Source organism: Kosakonia cowanii JCM 10956 = DSM 18146 (assembly GCF_001975225.1).
Lineage (GTDB): Bacteria > Pseudomonadota > Gammaproteobacteria > Enterobacterales > Enterobacteriaceae > Kosakonia > Kosakonia cowanii.
The window spans coordinates 938,200-954,190 of the sequence record NZ_CP019445.1 but is presented as its reverse complement, the minus strand read 5'-3'; the positions used below and the strand labels follow the sequence as shown (position 1 = coordinate 954,190).

Here is a 15,991-nt window from a genome sequence, read left to right as displayed (position 1 = left end):
TTGAGAAGTGAACGATGGCGATATTTTCCGTTCAGCCGCAGGCAAACACCATGAAGGGGCGTTGGTTGCGAACTCACACAACAGGGCGGGCAAAAAAAACGGGCGATGCCCGTTGGGATATAGAGAGGATTACGCTGCTCTGATGATGTAGTTAAAGGCGACGTTGCGCGGTCGGGTTTCCACGCCACCGGTATTGCCAACTCGTCCTTTACTATGAAGCGTTGGCGAGGGGATTAAATCGCCTACAGAAGATGATGCATCCAGGCCGCGGCCCTGCGTATAGGTCGAATTATAGATAACACCGATATCCCACTCTTCGGTTTCCTCATAGCGTGTATTAGCGACAATAAAATGGCGGTGTTTTTCTAACATCCCGAGTTGAGTACTGAGTAACGCACGCCCGCTATCCACTGCGCGTCCATCATCCCACCCGCGAATAAACTCACCGCGCAGATCCGGCAAATTGCCTGAGGGAAACAGGGCCGCCAGCTTTGGATACTGCCCTTTATTAAAGGCCGCGCCGTTGCATTTTAGCCAGCCGGCGGGCGGAGTGGCAGACGGGTAGGGCAGCGGCACGCCGACCGGGGTGAAGGAGGCGATATCGGCAATTTGCAGATACTGTGGATGGGGATTTGCCGCCTTCAGGTGTCCGGCCAGCAGATCGTCGGCGTATTTACGCGTTGCCAGCACCACCGACGGATCGATTTTCAACGTCACGGCTGCTGTTGAGGAGACCACCACCACCATGCGAATGGTCTGTGTGCGTCCGCTACCTTCCTGTAGCTGCGGTTTGTAGGTCTCCGGGCAGTTCGCCACCGCAATCAAGACCCCTTCGTCATCGAACAGACCCAGCTCGCGGATCCAGTACCCACCCTCATTCTCCGGGATAATCTGCTCCGCTACTATCTGGCTTGGGTTCTCCGGGTCGACCGACAGGGCATTGAGCGGCGCGATGCGTGTCTGATTGATAAGCCGGGTTTGCGCCGCGTCCGGTACCGGTAGCGTGCCGTTGCCATCCCCGATGGCCAGCTGCGTGAGGTTAAGCGTCGTCCCAAGCGCGGTGGCGTTCGCCAGCTTTGCCGCGCCCTGATTGGTTAAAATCGCGAAATATTTTACAGACATGGGATTCTCTCAGGTTTGTTGAGCAGTGAACGGTAGCGATATTTTCCGTTCAGCACCTGGCGGACGCCACGTGGCGACGTTGGACTGAGGGGCACACAACAGGCCAGACAAAAAAAACGGGCCGTAGCCCGAAGGGGAGGATTAAACCGTGATAGTGAGGCTATCAATCAGGTGGATCGCCGATGCCGCATAGCTTTCACCGCCGACAACAATCTCTTCCGGGCTGTAAGGGTAGACCGTCAGCTCCTCGCCAAGGTAGCAGGCCGCGCCAACGTAGCACTCGCCCTGGCTGCTGAGGCTGATATTCAGCTCCGTCAAATGGCGGCTTGCCGGTTTGGCATCGTTAATCAGCCGCTCCAGCTCCTGGTACGTCTCCTCGGTAATGCCGTTCTCCTGGACGCCAATCACCAGCCGGAAAGTGCCGGGTTCGGCGTTATCCTGCCACCACTCACGCAGCTCAATCAGGAAGCCGAGCGGCTCAACCACCCGGTGAATGGCGCTGCGTGTCCCTTTATGTTGATGGACGAAAAAGGAGGAGGCGATCACCTTACGTTTGGTCGCTTCCGGCCAGTTAAAATCCCAGCGGTCAACGGAGAGCGCCCAGGCGAGATAGGGCAGCAGCTCGGCCGGGCAGGTTAGCGGATCCCACAGCGTGCGCAGCGGCACCGGTACGCGTTCAATCTGCGCCGCCGCGTGTGCTGTCGCCACCTCAAGAACCGATGAGCCAACAGGCAACAGACGGTCGTCACTCATCGGTACCTCCGGTGGTAATTTTCCACGCCGTACACCAGGAGGCCTGGCTCTGATCGAGCACAATATCTTGCTGCGGTGCGTTCAACACCACCCGCTGCACGCCCTCAACATGGAGCGCGGCGTAAATAGCCGACAGGCGAATATCGCGCCCCAGTCGGCGCTGGGCAGTGATATAGGCTTTCAGCTTCTGCTCAGCCGCCTGGCGAATCGGCTCCGATTCAGGCCCGGGGTAGAGAAAAAGCGTGGCATCAATCTGGTAGGGCACAATTTTAGCGCTCTGTACCGTCACGCGATCGCCGACCGGACGCACATCCTCCGCGTTAAGCGCTTTATCGATAATCGCCAGCAGTTCAGGGCTGGCGGTACCGTCGCCTTCGCGGGAGAGCACGGAGATGGTGACGCAGGCGGGGGACGGGCTGACGGCAGAGATATCCGCCACGCGACCATCGGCGCTGCGGCCGTGATACTCATAAGCACCCACCGGCCCGGCCACGCTTAGCCCTTCAAAAGCCTGCTGCGCGCGCAGGCGTAAATCGGTATCGGACTCCATTACTGCCGGCGTGGGCGGTATGGTGCTCTCATCAGCAGGGGCGATCACCAGCCGCGCGGTGTTGCTGTTCGCCGCGATGGCATCGAGATCGCTGCGGGAAGCATACGCCAGCATCACCGCGCGGGCCGCTTCGTTGACGCGCTGGCGCCAGATCACTTCGCGGTAAGCATTCTCCTCGAGAAACTTAGTCAGCGGTTCGGACTCCAGCGCCAGCGTACGGGCGATGGCCTCCTGCTGATCGGCGGGAAAGAGTGAAACAAGGGTCGTTTTGCGCTCATCCAGGATGCGCTCATAATCCAGCGCCTCGACGACATCGGGCGCGGGCAGTTGGCTCAGATCGATAATCGGCATGGTATCAACTCACAGGAAGGGTTAAAGAGAGGGACTCGCCGGTGCTGGCAAGCTGGCCGGTCAGATTGACCACCATCTTGCCGTCGAACTGACGTTCGGCCGTCACCGCGCTGAGGGTGATGCGCGGCTCCCATTGCAGCAGCGCCATATAGCAAGCCACCTGAATTTGCAGCGCCAGCGCCGGGGTCTGCGGCTGATCGAGCATATCGAACAGCAGCGAACCGTAATCGCGGCGCATCACGCGCGAGCCCACCGGCGTGCGCAGAATATCGCTGATACTCTGGCGGATATGGTCGACGTCGGTCAGGCTGCGCCCGCTGGTGCGATCGAGGCCGAAATAACGTGCTGTCATAAAGGTGCTCCTGTGGTGGTGCCGCTGTCGCCGGGGTGTTGGTGGCTATGCAGCACTTTGCCGTTCGAGGTGAGCGAGCCGCCGCTGTGCGTCATATTGCCGCTCATCGTGCCGCCTTTTTGCACCTCCAGCGTGGCGGTGATCAGCTTATTGGTGCAGACCACTTCCGGCGTATCGAGGGTGATGCGCGTCGAAGCTTTCACCAGCACTTGCGGCACGCTGGCGGTAATCGACTCGGAGGCGGTGATATCGGCGGTTTTAATGCCGCTCACCTTCAGAGCGCTGGTCTGCGGTTCATATTCAAACACCGCGCCATCGGGAAAAGTGACGTGCCAGGCGTCTGCCGAGGCGGAGGGTGCCGGATGATCGTTGGCATAAATCCCCGGCATCACGAAGGCGGTCTCCAGCTCGCCGCCGACCGCAAGCAGTAACACCTGCTCATCGACGGAGGGCGCCCACCAGCTGCGCGAACGCCCGGCGCGGTGGGTTAACCACTGTAGCCAGTCGGTCACCATACCGCCGGTCTGCACCCGGCAGCGCCCGGCTTTCAGGTCGACCTCAACGATAATTCCGGTGCGGATCATATTGCGGAGCTGGCGGGCCAGCTCGTGAAGCGAAAGTTGTCTGTTCATAAGCGAAATGATGCTATGCGTCCCCGGTTTTGAAAATTGAACAAGGCTGTCCGGCTTTTGGCACAACGCAGCCCGTGGCGTATGGCGCAGGCGATCACGCCTGCCAGCGGCTCACCAGCTCGCCGTTGATATAGAGCTCTTTCGGGCGGGTGACGAAGGCCGGCGGCAGCGGCTCTGGCAGCGTTTCGGCAATCAGCGCGCCGTTGAGCTCTTTCACCTGGGTGCGCTCGGTCAGCTGGAGCACCATCGTCACATCCTGGGTACCGTCGGCGTTTGTCAGCAGCGTCCAGCTAAAGCCGCCTTTCTGCCCCGCTTCGACGGAGAGAATGTCGGGCTGGTTATCGCGCAGCCACGCCATTACCGGCACAAACAGCGTGTCGATATCGCCGCTGAAACCGGTGATGGTGACATTGAGGCTGAACAGTTTTTCAAACGATAAGGAGCTGGCGAGCGTGGCGATATTGCTGCCTTTATCGACCCACAGGCGCAGCATCGAGGGGGTATCGTGCAGCGCCGGGACGGCGTTAATCAGGGCGCTGCGCAGAGAGTTGGGTTTTAGCATTGTTCTCATCCTGGCAATGTTTAAGGGTTTCAACTTGCAGCGCGCACTGCACCAGCGCGTGCTCAAGCTGGCGGATATCGGCGCTCAAATCGCCGTTAGTTTGCGGCGCGCTTGCCGGCATCGGGCAGAGACTGACCTGCGGGCAACTGTTGTAAACAATGAGCGGCGGAGGGGCAGGCGGGGCGCTGGTGCACCCGGCGCACAGCATCAGGTAACTCAGTGCGATACCAGTGGCGAAAAGCCTCGTTCTCATTTAATAACCTCGCGATCGCGTTTTCTCGTTGCAGCGCCTGCGCGCTGGCGGCATCGAGCTGCTGGCGTAGCGTGACCTGCGCCTGCTGGTTCTTTGCCGCCAGTTCGGCGGTGGCATTGAGGGCAGTTTTAAGGCGCGTCAGCGTGGCGTTCTGCTCCTGCGCCAGCTGCTGCGCGTTGGCTAAAGACGCACGCAGAGCGTGGTTTTGCTCAAACAACCACAGCCCGGTCAGCGTCGCCAGGAGCGCGGCCACTATCACCAGGCGGGTGCTCATTTCACCCCCCGGAGGCACCAGTCGCGCTCGCGCTGGCGGCGGTTTTCCAGCCCGCGGTTGCGTACGCCATCGACATAGACCCAGCGCGGCAGCTGATCGCAGGCCTGTTTCCACGCCTTCTGGCGCAGGTGCCAGGCAAGCGTTGAGGCGCACGCCGCGCCGCTGCCGACGTTAAAGGTGAAACTGACTACCGCGTCATAGACCGGTTGCGGCATCTCCACCGGCACGCAGTGCGCCAGGCGGCGCTCAACGTTCAGCACGTCGGCAACCAGGTTGACGGCGGCCTCTTTTTCGCTGATATCGCGCGTGGGAATCACTTTCGCCGTGTGGCCAATCCCCGAGGTCCAGACTCCCGCGCTGCACTGATAGGGGCGCAGACGACAGCCTTCGAGATCGGTAATCAGCGCCAGCCCCGCCTGTGAGGTGTGCAGCAGATGAAAATCGGGCAGCAGCAGCGCCAGCGCCAACACGGCCGCCGCGCTACAGCGTTTAACGGGTAAGCCCATTGACCACCTCCTGGCTCACCGCACAGGATTTGAGGAACAGATAGCTTTTACGGCGGTAATACCAGTTCACGCCGACGGTCATGGCGACGCCGAGCGCGCCGAAGTAAGCAGCAAAGTCTTGTGGCGTCATGGCGCCAAAAAAGGTCAGGGCGACGCTAATCCAGTAGGCCAGCGACGAGCTGATTCTCTCGATACTTACGCCCATAGATTTACCGTCTCCTGCATGGTCTGCACCGCGACATCGGGCAGGGTGATGGCGGTGCCGTGCGGGAGAACCACCCCCAGCCCGGCAAGTCCAGGATTGGCGGCCAGCACGCGTTCGACGACGCCCGCCGTTCGCCCGTAGTAGCGCAGACAGATCAGATCGAGGGTGTCGCCCTGTTGTGTTATCGCATTCATCGTTTTGCGTCTCTTACCATCCGGAAGGTTTTTTCCATGGTTAAGTTTCCGCAACAGAGAGGCTAAGGGCTATGAATTGGTGCTGGCGCGTGGCTGGTACAACAACGGGGAGGAAAAAGCGACGCACCGGGCGAGGGAAACGCTAGCCGGTGCGTAAGAGTACGGTAAAGAGAGTGGCCGGAATGGCGTTCGGCGGGCTATTCGGCTTTGTAATAAATATCCTCATCATCGGGAGTAGTGTTCTCGCTCTCTGCCAGATCCGCGATCAGGCTTAAGGCCAGCTTCAGGTCGGAAGGCTTGCAGTTGGCGATAAGCGACACCTCGGCAATGAATTGCACGCATGCCCATTTGTGCTGAGTCTTATTTAGTCGTTCAAAGACCATGAATTCCTCTCATGAATTCTCTTACTGTATGTATATACAGTATCATAGGCTGGATATTTATGGGAAGCGAAGATTATTTTGTCTAATCACTATGTCGCTGATAAAAAAACAGTATTGTGAAGTGACAAATATTCTGACCATCTATTGCTTGCCAAAAAGTCATTATTCTTAATGATGTTGAGATCGGTTTTTAACCTCCCGTTTCGTTCACTGAGGATCCCTTCCCGCAGCCGGTGGGTGAGTTGCCGCCGCTGGTAATCTGTTAGCGGTTTACCCGGCTCGAAGGGCGTACAGTTATTGACAGAACTCCAAGCGGGCGCAGCCGCGCCCTGAAAAACCGCCGCCGCGCGCTTCGGCACGATGGTCCACTTCTTCAGGCGCGTCAGCACCGGCGAACCGCTACCGATTACCGTGTCATACACGCCGCGAATACGAACCGTCGGTTCGCCGTACTGGTTAAATTCACCCTCTGCTTCATACAGGGTGCGTACCTGCAGATCGTCACGGCGGACAAACGGGCCGCCCTGAGCATTGACGTAGCCAGCCCAGTCGCCGTTATCGGCGGCATCGTGGACGTCGGCGAACTCCACGCTCAGCCCTTTGGCCGTGGCGCTGTCGGCCATTTTGCGTAATTCCCGGTAGACGGTGACCGGCGCGCCGCCGACAAACTGAAACTGGCGGATATGCCAGCGCGCCGCCCAGGCGGAGACCGCGCAGGCGCTCTCTTTCAGCGGCGTGTCCGTTTCGTGGTCGGTTTCATTATCCAGTGCGTAGCCGTCAATATTCTTGGCGATATACTTCGCTACATACCCCGTTGCGCTCCCTTTTTGCGCATCGATCGCTTCGGCATGAAAACGGGCTTTTCGCGCCTTCTCGTTGCGTAACTCTTCACTATCTTGCTGGTGGGCAAAATCGCGCAGGATCTCGCGCACCTTCTCTCGGTTCTGCGGCTGCATAAACAGCAGCAGATGCCAGTGCGGGGTGCCATCGTGATGCGGCTCCGCAACGCGGATACCGAAAATGCGCAGGCCGTCGCGGTGCAGCCTGGCGCGAATGCGCGTCCACAGACGAGTGAAGTAACCCTGGGTTTGCGCCGGGCTGGCGCCGTTCCATTTCAGGTTGCGGTGCCCGGTATGGGAGGTGGCGTGAAAGGCGGCTGGGGCGGTCAGCGTGTAAAACTCGCCGACATAGCCAAGGGATTGACAGATAGTTTCGAAACCGCGGATGCGCGTCATCAGCTCGCAGCGGCGGATCGCCGGGTTGGCTATCGACCCGTCATGCTTATCAATCAGGCTGATGCGGTTTCCCTCTTCATCCTCCAGCTCCATGCTTTTGAGAAACGCGCGGTGGCGGCGCTTTTGTTCGCGCCAGGTGGTGATGCAGTCCCGGCTGGCGTAGGGCTGCGTTTTACGGCTGACCACGCCCAGCGCGATGTGCAGATGCTCGCGCCACTGAGCCGCTGCGCGGCGAAGATGACCGCGCCACCACTGCTCGCTGAAAAGACGGATCACCGCCGGGGCGAGATCCTCCGCGCAGACGCGGTGTTGCGTCACGCGCTGCCAGTGCGGTGGGGTGACGTTAAATTGCAGGGCGATAAGACCAGCGTGGTGATACCAGCGGTGCAGGGTTTTCAGCTCGGTCTGCTCATCGACATCAATATCCGCCAGCTCGCTACGGATTAAGTGGGCGATATCTTCCGCCAGCCGGTCGACGCTGGCCCGGTTGCAGTCCGCGAGCTGGTTGTAGCGGTTAACCAAATCGACCAGCCGGCCAGCCAGCGCCTGCTGGAAAGCGGTATCAAAATGGCCATTGAAAAGTGCCTTTGAGACGCGTGATTGCAAACAATCGATCTGGTAGCGGGCATTCACGGCCTTCAGGCGTGGCAGGGTTTGCCTGGCGAAGCGCAGCAGAAAGGCGTGCGCCCGCGCCGCGCCATGCGCCTTTTCCAGCGCTTGCTCTGTGCGGCTGATGGAGAGGCGCACGCAGGCGGGTTGCAGCGCCAGTGCGTGACGCGCCTGCAGCACCGCCGCAATATGCTGATTGCGGCGGTGCTGTTCGGCGTGAGTCAGGTAGGGGCTGGCGATAGCGCTGCGCGGCGCGTTCCAGGGGTAAGCCAGGCTGACAGCCACTTATGTTCTCCTGAAGTGCTTATCTTTCAGTTCGGCGATCTGCTGGCAGCTGACGCAGCAGGTCACGCCCGGCAGCGCCATGCGACGCGCCTCGGGGATCGGCATGTCGCAGCATTCGCAGGTTAAGCGAGAGGGGAGGAGTAAACGGCGGCGGGCGTGCAGGATATGCCGCTCGCGCTCCTCCATTTCGCGTTGTTGAACGCCATCCATTTCATCGGCCATCAGTGCAGCTCCAGTGCCTGGTTATCGATATGAGTCGCCTCCTGGCGCAACAGCTCGGCGGCGTCGCTCCAGTCGAGGCGCTGGGAGGCAATAAAGCTCGCCAGCGTATCAAGGCGGGCAGAAACGGCACCGGCGCAGCGCAGGCGTTCGTTATTGCGGGCTTCAGCCAGCAGCAGCGTGACTTCATCGCCACTGCGGGCGGGGGAGTGAATCGCGGTCTTTCTCATGGTAATTCTCCTGAATTTGGGCAAAGGGATGCCCGACGGGTTGACGTCTTGGTTTGAAAGTTGGGGTTAAAGCGGCATGGTTAGCCGTTTCGGAAACAGGCTGACAACGACGCGAAAGTGGTTCATGGCGGCAATCAGCGCGCGCTTCTCCTCGAGGGTGAGCTGCTGCGGGTCGAGCGCCTGGCGGGCAGTGGGGACGCGGGCGAGAAAGAAGATCGCCGCCAGCGCCCGGGCATTTGCCTCATACTGCTCGTCGCGTCTGTCGCGCATATCGTCGATAAAGCGCGCCACCTCGCTCCAGCTGTCCCCCCAGTGGCGACCGCGAAGCTCGCTGATGTGGTTTAACCCGGTAAGCCGCTCGCCGGCACTCAGCGGTGCGCTGGCGGCAGGTGAGGTGATCGCCATAGATCCTCCTGCGTGAGCGTGAACTCGCAAATGCAAAATTAACCGAATGAGGTGGCGGAGCGCCGGTCGATGTAACGGCAGTCGATAGCCTGCTGCGTTAATTTATCGCGCCAGGCTTTGACGTTAATCAGCGTGCGGCTGCGTTTACCGGCGTCGGTATGCTCGCGGGTTGGCGCTTTGAGCAGCACCCCTTCATCGAGCCACTGCCACACCAGACGCTCGCTGATACCGCGCATTGCGGCGAAATCCTTCACCGTCATCGCATCGGACATCGCCGAGCGGATCAGGGTTTGCAGCGCCGGCAGCAGGGCGGACATCAGCTCATCCATCTGCCCATGTGAAAAGGTGCTGAATTGCATTTGAGAGCCGGATAACGGATGCGACGGCATTGATTTTGCATCTGACATATCGCATTATCTCCTGTTGTTTGAAATGTAGTGCACTGCTGTGCATTTTGGTCGATGAACAGCAATATAAATCGCAAATGCGATTGTGTAAATCACTTTTTCGATGTTGGTGTCCATGAGTGAAAACAAGATGAGTGTTCAGGATGTGGTGGATCGCATTGCAGCGTCCTACTCCGTATCCAGTCAGAAAGCGCTTGCCGAGGCGCTGGATGTGCCGGCGAACAATATCAGCAGCTGGATCCAGCGGGAAAGCGTGCCCTATAAAGCGGTGGTCAAATGCGCGCTCGATACCGGCGCGGATCTGCACTGGCTGGTGAATGGTGAGTTTGCAAATGCGAATCTGGTTGAGAAGCCGCAGGTAAAAGGCAAGGCATTGTATGAGGAGATCCTCTCGGCGGGCGGACGCCCGGTGCTGCGTCGCATTCTTGATGCCTATGGCTTCCAGATGCAAAAAGATCTGGGCGATTTGCTCGATATCTCTTCAGGCACCATCAGCACCTGGGTGCGCCGCGACTTCTTCCCCGGTGATGTGGTCGTCACCTGCGCGCTGGATACCGGCGTCTCCCTGAAGTGGCTGGCAACCGGGCAGGGAGAGATGTACCCGGCACCGGCTGCTGCGCAGAACGATGCTGTTATTACCATTCCGAAATTCCGCCATGAGTCGGGCGAGCTGAAAGAGGCGGGCGTCTGGGTATTGGATCCGTCGCTGGCACCTGCCGCTACCGATAGCCTGCGCTTTATTGACGGGCTGCATGCCGGCTGGCTGGTGGATACCGCTGCGCAGAAGATTGGCAACGGGCGCTGGGTGATTGCCATTGATGACGCGCTGGATGTCTTTGATGTCGTGCGCTTGCCCGGTGGCAAAGTGCGCCTGAGCAATAACGCGGTCGATTTTGAGTGTGGCGTAGCGGAGATCGCGCCGTTCGGCGTGGTGCTCTTTACGCTGGAAAAGCATGTGTAAGCGGCAATGACGGTCAGCAAACAGAAGAGCGGGAAGTGGCTCTGCGAAGTCTATCCCCAGGGGCGCGACGGCCGGCGCATTCGCAAGCAGTTCGCCACCAAAGGCGAAGCGGAAGCCTTTGAGACGTGGGCGAAGCGGGAAGCGGAGGAGAAACCCTGGCTCGGCGAGAAGGCCGACCGCCGCCGCTTAAGCGAGCTGATTGCGCTGTGGTACAAGCTGCACGGTCAGTCGCTGGCGGCGAGCAAATCGCGGCTGGCGAAGCTGGAGATTGTCTGCCGCGGGCTGGGCGATCCCATCGCCGCGCAGCTGACGGCGAAAGCCTGGGCCCACTACCGTGATAAGCGCCTGAGCGGTGAGATCGACAATGGCTATACGCCGGACCCGGCAAAGTGGAAAGTGAAGCCCATCACCGTCAACCGCGAGCAGCACTACCTTAGCGCGGTGTTTAATGAACTCACCCGGCTGGGTGAGTGGTCGCTGCCCAATCCGCTGGAGAGCGTGCGTCCGTTTCGCGAAAAAGAGCGCGAGATGAGCTGGCTGACGCAGGCGCAGATCGCCGAACTGCTGGCGGCCTGTGTTCGTTTCGGCAATGTCGATTTAACGCGGGTGGTGAAAATTTGTCTCGCCACCGGCGCGCGCTGGCGCGAAGCTGAATCCCTCACCCGCACGCAGTTGTCACCCAATAAGCTCACCTTTGTCAAAACCAAAGGCGGCAGGAACCGCACCGTGCCGATCCCGCAGTGGCTGTTCGACGAGCTGGCTCCGCTCGAGGGGGCGCTGTTTCAGCCCTGTTATCCCGACTTCACCCGCATGCTGGCCACCACCTCTCTGGCTCTTGCCGAGGGGCAGAAAACCCACGTTCTGCGCCACACCTTCGCCTCGCATTTTATGATGAATGGCGGCAATATCCTCGTGCTGCAGCGCATCCTTGGCCATGCCAATATTCGTGAAACCATGCGTTATGCCCACTTTGCTCCCGATCATCTTGAAGAGGCGGTGACGCTCAACCCGCTGGCGGCGTTTAATGGCGGCAATGTGGCGGCAGAAGATGCATAACCCTGCATTTCACTGCACTTAACTTGCCTGGCGTGCCGGGAAAATCAGGGCGCAGGCCAGATGGCGTGGTGGGGCCTGCAAAAGCGGCTTAACTAACTTATCTGGCCCTTTACGCCACGCCGTTTTGCCTCTTCGGGTAAAATGATTAACCTTCTGGTGATGTTTAATTTACAATGCCGCTTCGACCTGAAGGAGACGCGGTGAAGCACGTTTTTCATCCTACGAGAGCCCAACGCTCAGCCCTGTGGCTGGCGCTGTTTGCGATCCTGCTGATCCTTGTCGCTCCTCTTATCTCTACCGCGCTGCAAAAAGATCCGATGAGCGCGATGCCCGGTATGCATCATGAGATGAGTATGCCGATGCCCGCGCAGAACGATCATGCACACCACGATGTTTCACACCATGAAATGTCGCCGCCGGAGAGCCCGCCGCCTGCCATGCCGCTCGATCACGCCGAAGCGTGTGGTTACTGTGTGCTGCTGGCCCATGTTCCCGGCCTGATTTTCCTGCTTGTTCTGCTGCTGCTGGGACGCGTGCTGCGCGTGACCTGCCCGCCTGCCCGCACGCGCCCTCGGCTGTGGCACTTTATCCCCTGGCTTTGGCCGGACACCCGCGCGCCGCCATCTTCACGCTTTTCCTGACCCCAAAATAGTGTTCCGCCTGCGCGGAATGGCACACCTTTGCGCTTTTTGAGGAAAAGTATGACTTCCTGCACCCCTCGTGCGGCGTGGCTTAACCTGCTGCGACGCCTGCATTTCTATATTGGCCTGTTTGTCGGCCCGTTTATCTTTATCGCCGCGCTGAGCGGCACGCTCTACGTTGCGACGCCGCAGCTGGAGAGCTGGCTTTATCACGATGCGCTGTATGGCGTGGAGAGCGGCGAGCGGCAACCGCTGGCTGACCAGCTTCGCGTCGCCGAACAGGTGACGGGCGGCCATCTGCGCTTGCTGGCTGTGCGGCCTGGCCTGAGCGATAGCGAGACGACACGGGTGATGTTTGCTGACCCACAGCTTGGCGTCTCGGAGAGCCGGGCGATTTTTGTCGATCCGGTGACGTTACAGGTGAAAGGGGATATGACCGTTTACGGCACCAGCGGTATTTTGCCGCTGCGCCAGTGGATTGATTACCTGCACCGCTCGCTGCTGCTGGGCGATACCGGCAGGCTCTACAGTGAACTGGCGGCATCGTGGATGTGGATCGCCGCGCTCGGCGGCACTGTGCTGTGGTTTTTTACCCGGCCGAAGCGGCGCATCAATAACCGCGTGCAGAACCATCGCCGCCTGCACGTCACGCTTGGCTGGCTACTGCTTGCCGGGATGCTGCTCTTCTCCGCCACCGGCCTGACCTGGTCGCAGTGGGCGGGCGGCAACGTCGATAAACTGCGCGCTGCATTTAACTGGATGACGCCGCAGGTTAATACGCAGCTCAAGGGCGAAGCCGCACTGGCCGATCCGCACGCTGAACACCATATGCATCACGAAGGGATGGCGATGCCCGACATGACGCTTAACCCGGCACAACTTGACGCGGTGCTCGCCCGCGCGCAGGCGGCCGGGATCGCGGCGATGAAGGTTGAGATCCGCCCGCCGCGCGATGCTGAGCACGCCTGGACGGTTACGGAGATCGATCGCCGCTGGCCGACGCAGGTAGATGCGGTCGCCATCGCGGGGAGTTCGCTGGCAGTGATAGATCACGTGCATTTCGCCGATTTCCCGTTGATGGCGAAGCTGACACGCTGGGGCGTTGATTTCCATATGGGCGTGCTGTTCGGCATCTTAAATCAGCTGGTGCTGATCGCCTTTGGCAGCGCGTTGTGCGTGATGATTATCGTCGGCTATCGTTTGTGGTGGATCCGCCGCCCGGCGGCGAGCGAAACGCTGCTGCACGCTTGGCTGCAACTGCCTATTGTGGGCCGCTGTGTGGTGCCAATCATCGCCCTGCTGCTGGGGTTGGCAATGCCGGTCATGGGCGGCAGCTTACTGCTGTTTATGCTGGTCGATGCCCTGCGCTGGCAGCGGAAAACGCAGCCGGTTCGCGCGGCGTAAAGTGCCAGTGGTTGCTATCTGTAAATTTATAATTACAGCTAGCAGCCATATAAGCGCTATTAAAGTTGGTTGTGTAACGATATATGTACGTTTTGTGGATTGAAATGTTTACCTGATGTGATATGGTGTCAGCTCCCTCGCTTGAGGAAACCTATCGCACACGAGCCATACAGGATTTGATCATGCAAAAAGACGCGCTGAACAACGTACACATCACCGACGAGCAGGTTCTGATCACTCCGGAACAGCTGAAAACCGCTTTCCCGCTGACCGGCGAACAAGAGGCGCAAATCGCGCAATCCCGCCAGACCATCTCCAACATCATTGCCGGGCGCGATCCGCGCCTGCTGGTGGTCTGCGGTCCTTGTTCGATTCACGACCCGGAAGCCGCGCTGGAGTATGCCCGTCGGTTTAAAACCCTTGCCGCAGAGGTCAGCGATAGCCTCTACCTGGTGATGCGCGTCTATTTTGAAAAACCCCGTACCACCGTTGGCTGGAAAGGGCTGATTAACGATCCGCACATGGATGGCTCGTTTGATGTGGAAGCTGGCCTGAAGATTGCGCGTCGTCTGCTGGTGGAATTAGTCAGCATGGGCTTGCCGCTGGCGACCGAAGCGCTCGATCCGAACAGCCCGCAGTTCCTCGGCGATCTCTTTAGCTGGTCGGCGATTGGCGCGCGCACCACGGAGTCACAAACTCACCGTGAAATGGCCTCCGGTTTGTCGATGCCGGTCGGCTTCAAAAACGGTACCGATGGCAGCCTGGCTACCGCCATCAATGCGATGCGCGCGGCTGCGATGCCGCACCGCTTTGTGGGCATTAACCAGGCCGGACAGGTCTGTCTGCTGCAAACCCAGGGCAACCCGGATGGTCACGTGATCCTGCGCGGCGGCAAAGCGCCGAACTACAGCCCGGCAGATGTGGCGCAGTGTGAAAAAGAGATGCAGCAGGCGGGACTGAAACCGTCGCTGATGGTAGATTGCAGCCACGGGAATTCCAATAAAGATTACCGTCGCCAGCCTGCCGTTGCTGAATCCGTTGTCGCGCAGATCAAAGATGGCAACCGTTCGATTACCGGCCTGATGATTGAGAGCAATATTCACGAAGGCAATCAATCATCCGAGCAGCCGCGCTGTGATATGAAGTACGGTGTTTCTGTTACCGATGCCTGCATCAGCTGGGAAGCGACCGAAGCGCTGCTGCGCGAAATCGACAGCGATCTGCGCAATAGCCTGGCGGCGCGTTTTGCATAAGAGGGTGTTATGGTTGCTGAACTGACCGCGCTGCGCGATCAAATTGATGAAGTGGATAAGGCGCTGCTGGGGCTGCTGGCGCGCCGGCTGGAGCTGGTGGCGCAGGTGGGCGAAGTCAAAAGCCACTACGGGCTGCCGATTTATGTTCCCGAGCGTGAAGCTTCAATGCTGGCCTCGCGGCGTAAAGAGGCCGAGGCGCTGGGTGTGCCGCCCGATCTGATTGAGGATGTGCTGCGCCGCGTGATGCGCGAATCCTACTCCAGCGAAAACGACAAAGGGTTTAAAACGCTCTGTCCTGCGCTGCGTCCGGTGGTCATTGTTGGCGGCGGCGGCCAGATGGGGAAACTGTTCAGCAAAATGTTGACGCTCTCTGGCTACCAGGTGCGTACGCTGGAGAAAGAGGATTGGGCGCAGGCTGAAACGCTGCTGGCGGATGCCGGCATGGTGATTGTCAGCGTACCGATCCACGTTACAGAAGCGGTGATTGCGAAGCTGCCACCGCTGCCGGAGGACTGCATTCTGGTCGATCTGGCGTCGGTGAAAAGCGGCCCGCTGCAGGCGATGTTGTCGGCGCATAACGGCCCGGTGCTTGGTTTGCACCCGATGTTTGGCCCGGACAGCGGTAGCCTCGCCAAACAGGTGGTGGTGTGGTGTGATGGCCGTAAACCGGAAGCCTATCAGTGGTTCCTGGAACAGATTCAGGTCTGGGGCGCGCGGCTGCATCGCATCAGTGCCGTCGAGCACGATCAAAACATGGCCTTTATCCAGGCGCTGCGCCACTTTGCCACCTTCGCTTATGGCCTGCACCTGGCGGAAGAGAATGTGCAGCTTGAGCAGTTGCTGTCGCTCTCATCACCGATTTATCGTCTTGAGCTGGCGATGGTGGGGCGTCTGTTCGCCCAGGATCCGCAGCTCTATGCCGACATTATTATGTCCTCGCCCGATAACCTGGCGCTGATCAAGCGTTACTATCAGCGCTTCGGCGAAGCAATTGGCCTGCTGGAGCAGGGCGATAAGCAGGCATTTATCGACAGCTTCCGCAAAGTGGAGCACTGGTTCGGCGATTATGCCCAGCGTTTCCAGAGCGAGAGCCGTACCCTGTTACGCCAGGCCAACGACAGCCGGGCGTAACTTCAAAAGCCGTTTATA

General features: G+C 59.5%; 23 protein-coding genes. 6 read left to right on the top strand and 17 right to left on the bottom strand.

Going from position 1 to position 15,991, the window contains the following annotated elements:
- Positions 1-129: 129 nt before the first annotated feature.
- The 17 genes from BWI95_RS04430 to BWI95_RS04350 form a co-directional block, all read right to left on the bottom strand.
- A complete protein-coding gene (locus tag BWI95_RS04430; RefSeq protein ID WP_054804236.1) occupies positions 130-1,122 on the bottom strand; it encodes a phage tail-collar fiber domain-containing protein in 993 nt (330 codons plus the stop codon).
- A gap of 141 nt (positions 1,123-1,263) precedes the next feature.
- Complete coding sequence (locus tag BWI95_RS04425; RefSeq protein ID WP_042713141.1) at positions 1,264-1,875, bottom strand: phage tail protein I; 612 nt, start codon at positions 1,873-1,875, stop codon at positions 1,264-1,266.
- Positions 1,868-2,776, bottom strand: a complete 909-nt coding sequence (locus BWI95_RS04420) for a baseplate assembly protein (RefSeq protein ID WP_076769064.1) — start codon at positions 2,774-2,776, stop codon at positions 1,868-1,870. The genes BWI95_RS04425 and BWI95_RS04420 overlap by 8 nt, the downstream gene beginning before the upstream one ends.
- Positions 2,777-2,780: 4 nt before the next feature.
- Entirely contained in the window at positions 2,781-3,128 is a 348-nt protein-coding gene (locus BWI95_RS04415) for a GPW/gp25 family protein (RefSeq protein WP_023480652.1), read from the bottom strand.
- A complete protein-coding gene (locus tag BWI95_RS04410; RefSeq protein WP_054804235.1) occupies positions 3,125-3,760 on the bottom strand; it encodes a phage baseplate assembly protein V in 636 nt (211 codons plus the stop codon). Before BWI95_RS04410 ends, BWI95_RS04415 begins: the two co-directional genes overlap by 4 nt.
- 94 nt (positions 3,761-3,854) lie before the next feature.
- Positions 3,855-4,322 carry a phage tail protein gene (locus BWI95_RS04405; RefSeq protein ID WP_054804234.1) on the bottom strand — a complete coding sequence of 156 codons (468 nt, stop codon included), beginning with the start codon at positions 4,320-4,322 and terminating at the stop codon, positions 3,855-3,857.
- Positions 4,285-4,530 (bottom strand): Rz1-like lysis system protein LysC, encoded by a 246-nt coding sequence (lysC, locus tag BWI95_RS23665; RefSeq protein WP_232374412.1) that lies wholly within the window; start codon positions 4,528-4,530, stop codon positions 4,285-4,287. The genes BWI95_RS04405 and lysC overlap by 38 nt, the downstream gene beginning before the upstream one ends.
- Positions 4,418-4,849, bottom strand: coding sequence for an Rz-like lysis system protein LysB (gene lysB / locus BWI95_RS04395; protein WP_054804232.1), 432 nt, complete (start codon positions 4,847-4,849; stop codon positions 4,418-4,420). The genes lysC and lysB overlap by 113 nt, the downstream gene beginning before the upstream one ends.
- On the bottom strand, positions 4,846-5,355 hold the full coding sequence (locus BWI95_RS04390; RefSeq protein ID WP_054804231.1) for a lysozyme: 510 nt from the start codon (positions 5,353-5,355) through the stop codon (positions 4,846-4,848). Before BWI95_RS04390 ends, lysB begins: the two co-directional genes overlap by 4 nt.
- Positions 5,339-5,560, bottom strand: coding sequence for an HP1 family phage holin (locus BWI95_RS04385; protein ID WP_023480641.1), 222 nt, complete (start codon positions 5,558-5,560; stop codon positions 5,339-5,341). The genes BWI95_RS04390 and BWI95_RS04385 overlap by 17 nt, the downstream gene beginning before the upstream one ends.
- The gene (locus tag BWI95_RS04380; protein WP_054804230.1) at positions 5,551-5,754 is read right to left on the bottom strand and encodes a tail protein X; all 204 of its coding nucleotides are present in this window, start codon (positions 5,752-5,754) and stop codon (positions 5,551-5,553) included. Before BWI95_RS04380 ends, BWI95_RS04385 begins: the two co-directional genes overlap by 10 nt.
- Before the next feature lie 197 nt (positions 5,755-5,951).
- Positions 5,952-6,137: a hypothetical protein gene (locus tag BWI95_RS04375; RefSeq protein ID WP_023480627.1), complete on the bottom strand. Its 186-nt coding sequence runs from the start codon at positions 6,135-6,137 to the stop codon at positions 5,952-5,954.
- 89 nt (positions 6,138-6,226) lie between these two features.
- Positions 6,227-8,266 carry a replication endonuclease gene (locus BWI95_RS04370; RefSeq protein WP_083699320.1) on the bottom strand — a complete coding sequence of 680 codons (2,040 nt, stop codon included), beginning with the start codon at positions 8,264-8,266 and terminating at the stop codon, positions 6,227-6,229.
- Positions 8,267-8,488 (bottom strand): TraR/DksA C4-type zinc finger protein, encoded by a 222-nt coding sequence (locus tag BWI95_RS04365; protein ID WP_023480592.1) that lies wholly within the window; start codon positions 8,486-8,488, stop codon positions 8,267-8,269.
- Positions 8,488-8,715 carry a DUF2732 family protein gene (locus BWI95_RS04360; RefSeq protein WP_054804229.1) on the bottom strand — a complete coding sequence of 76 codons (228 nt, stop codon included), beginning with the start codon at positions 8,713-8,715 and terminating at the stop codon, positions 8,488-8,490. Before BWI95_RS04360 ends, BWI95_RS04365 begins: the two co-directional genes overlap by 1 nt.
- 66 nt (positions 8,716-8,781) lie before the next feature.
- Complete coding sequence (locus BWI95_RS04355; RefSeq protein ID WP_054804228.1) at positions 8,782-9,120, bottom strand: DUF5347 domain-containing protein; 339 nt, start codon at positions 9,118-9,120, stop codon at positions 8,782-8,784.
- 38 nt (positions 9,121-9,158) lie between these two features.
- Positions 9,159-9,527 carry a hypothetical protein gene (locus BWI95_RS04350; protein WP_042713132.1) on the bottom strand — a complete coding sequence of 123 codons (369 nt, stop codon included), beginning with the start codon at positions 9,525-9,527 and terminating at the stop codon, positions 9,159-9,161.
- Positions 9,528-9,642: 115 nt separating this feature from the next.
- Here BWI95_RS04350 and BWI95_RS04345 point away from each other — a divergent pair, with 115 nt between their 5' ends.
- From BWI95_RS04345 to tyrA, 6 genes are all read left to right on the top strand, one after another.
- Positions 9,643-10,488, top strand: a complete 846-nt coding sequence (locus tag BWI95_RS04345) for a helix-turn-helix domain-containing protein (protein WP_076769063.1) — start codon at positions 9,643-9,645, stop codon at positions 10,486-10,488.
- A 6-nt stretch (positions 10,489-10,494) separates the two neighbouring features.
- Positions 10,495-11,544 carry a site-specific integrase gene (locus BWI95_RS04340; protein WP_076769062.1) on the top strand — a complete coding sequence of 350 codons (1,050 nt, stop codon included), beginning with the start codon at positions 10,495-10,497 and terminating at the stop codon, positions 11,542-11,544.
- 173 nt (positions 11,545-11,717) lie between these two features.
- Positions 11,718-12,185, top strand: coding sequence for a DUF2946 domain-containing protein (locus BWI95_RS04335; RefSeq protein ID WP_054804227.1), 468 nt, complete (start codon positions 11,718-11,720; stop codon positions 12,183-12,185).
- A gap of 60 nt (positions 12,186-12,245) precedes the next feature.
- Positions 12,246-13,589: a PepSY-associated TM helix domain-containing protein gene (locus BWI95_RS04330; RefSeq protein ID WP_054804226.1), complete on the top strand. Its 1,344-nt coding sequence runs from the start codon at positions 12,246-12,248 to the stop codon at positions 13,587-13,589.
- 182 nt (positions 13,590-13,771) lie between these two features.
- On the top strand, positions 13,772-14,842 hold the full coding sequence (gene aroF / locus BWI95_RS04325; RefSeq protein ID WP_054804225.1) for a 3-deoxy-7-phosphoheptulonate synthase AroF: 1,071 nt from the start codon (positions 13,772-13,774) through the stop codon (positions 14,840-14,842).
- 9 nt (positions 14,843-14,851) lie between these two features.
- Entirely contained in the window at positions 14,852-15,973 is a 1,122-nt protein-coding gene (gene tyrA / locus BWI95_RS04320) for a bifunctional chorismate mutase/prephenate dehydrogenase (RefSeq protein WP_076769061.1), read from the top strand.
- Positions 15,974-15,991 lie beyond the last annotated feature (18 nt).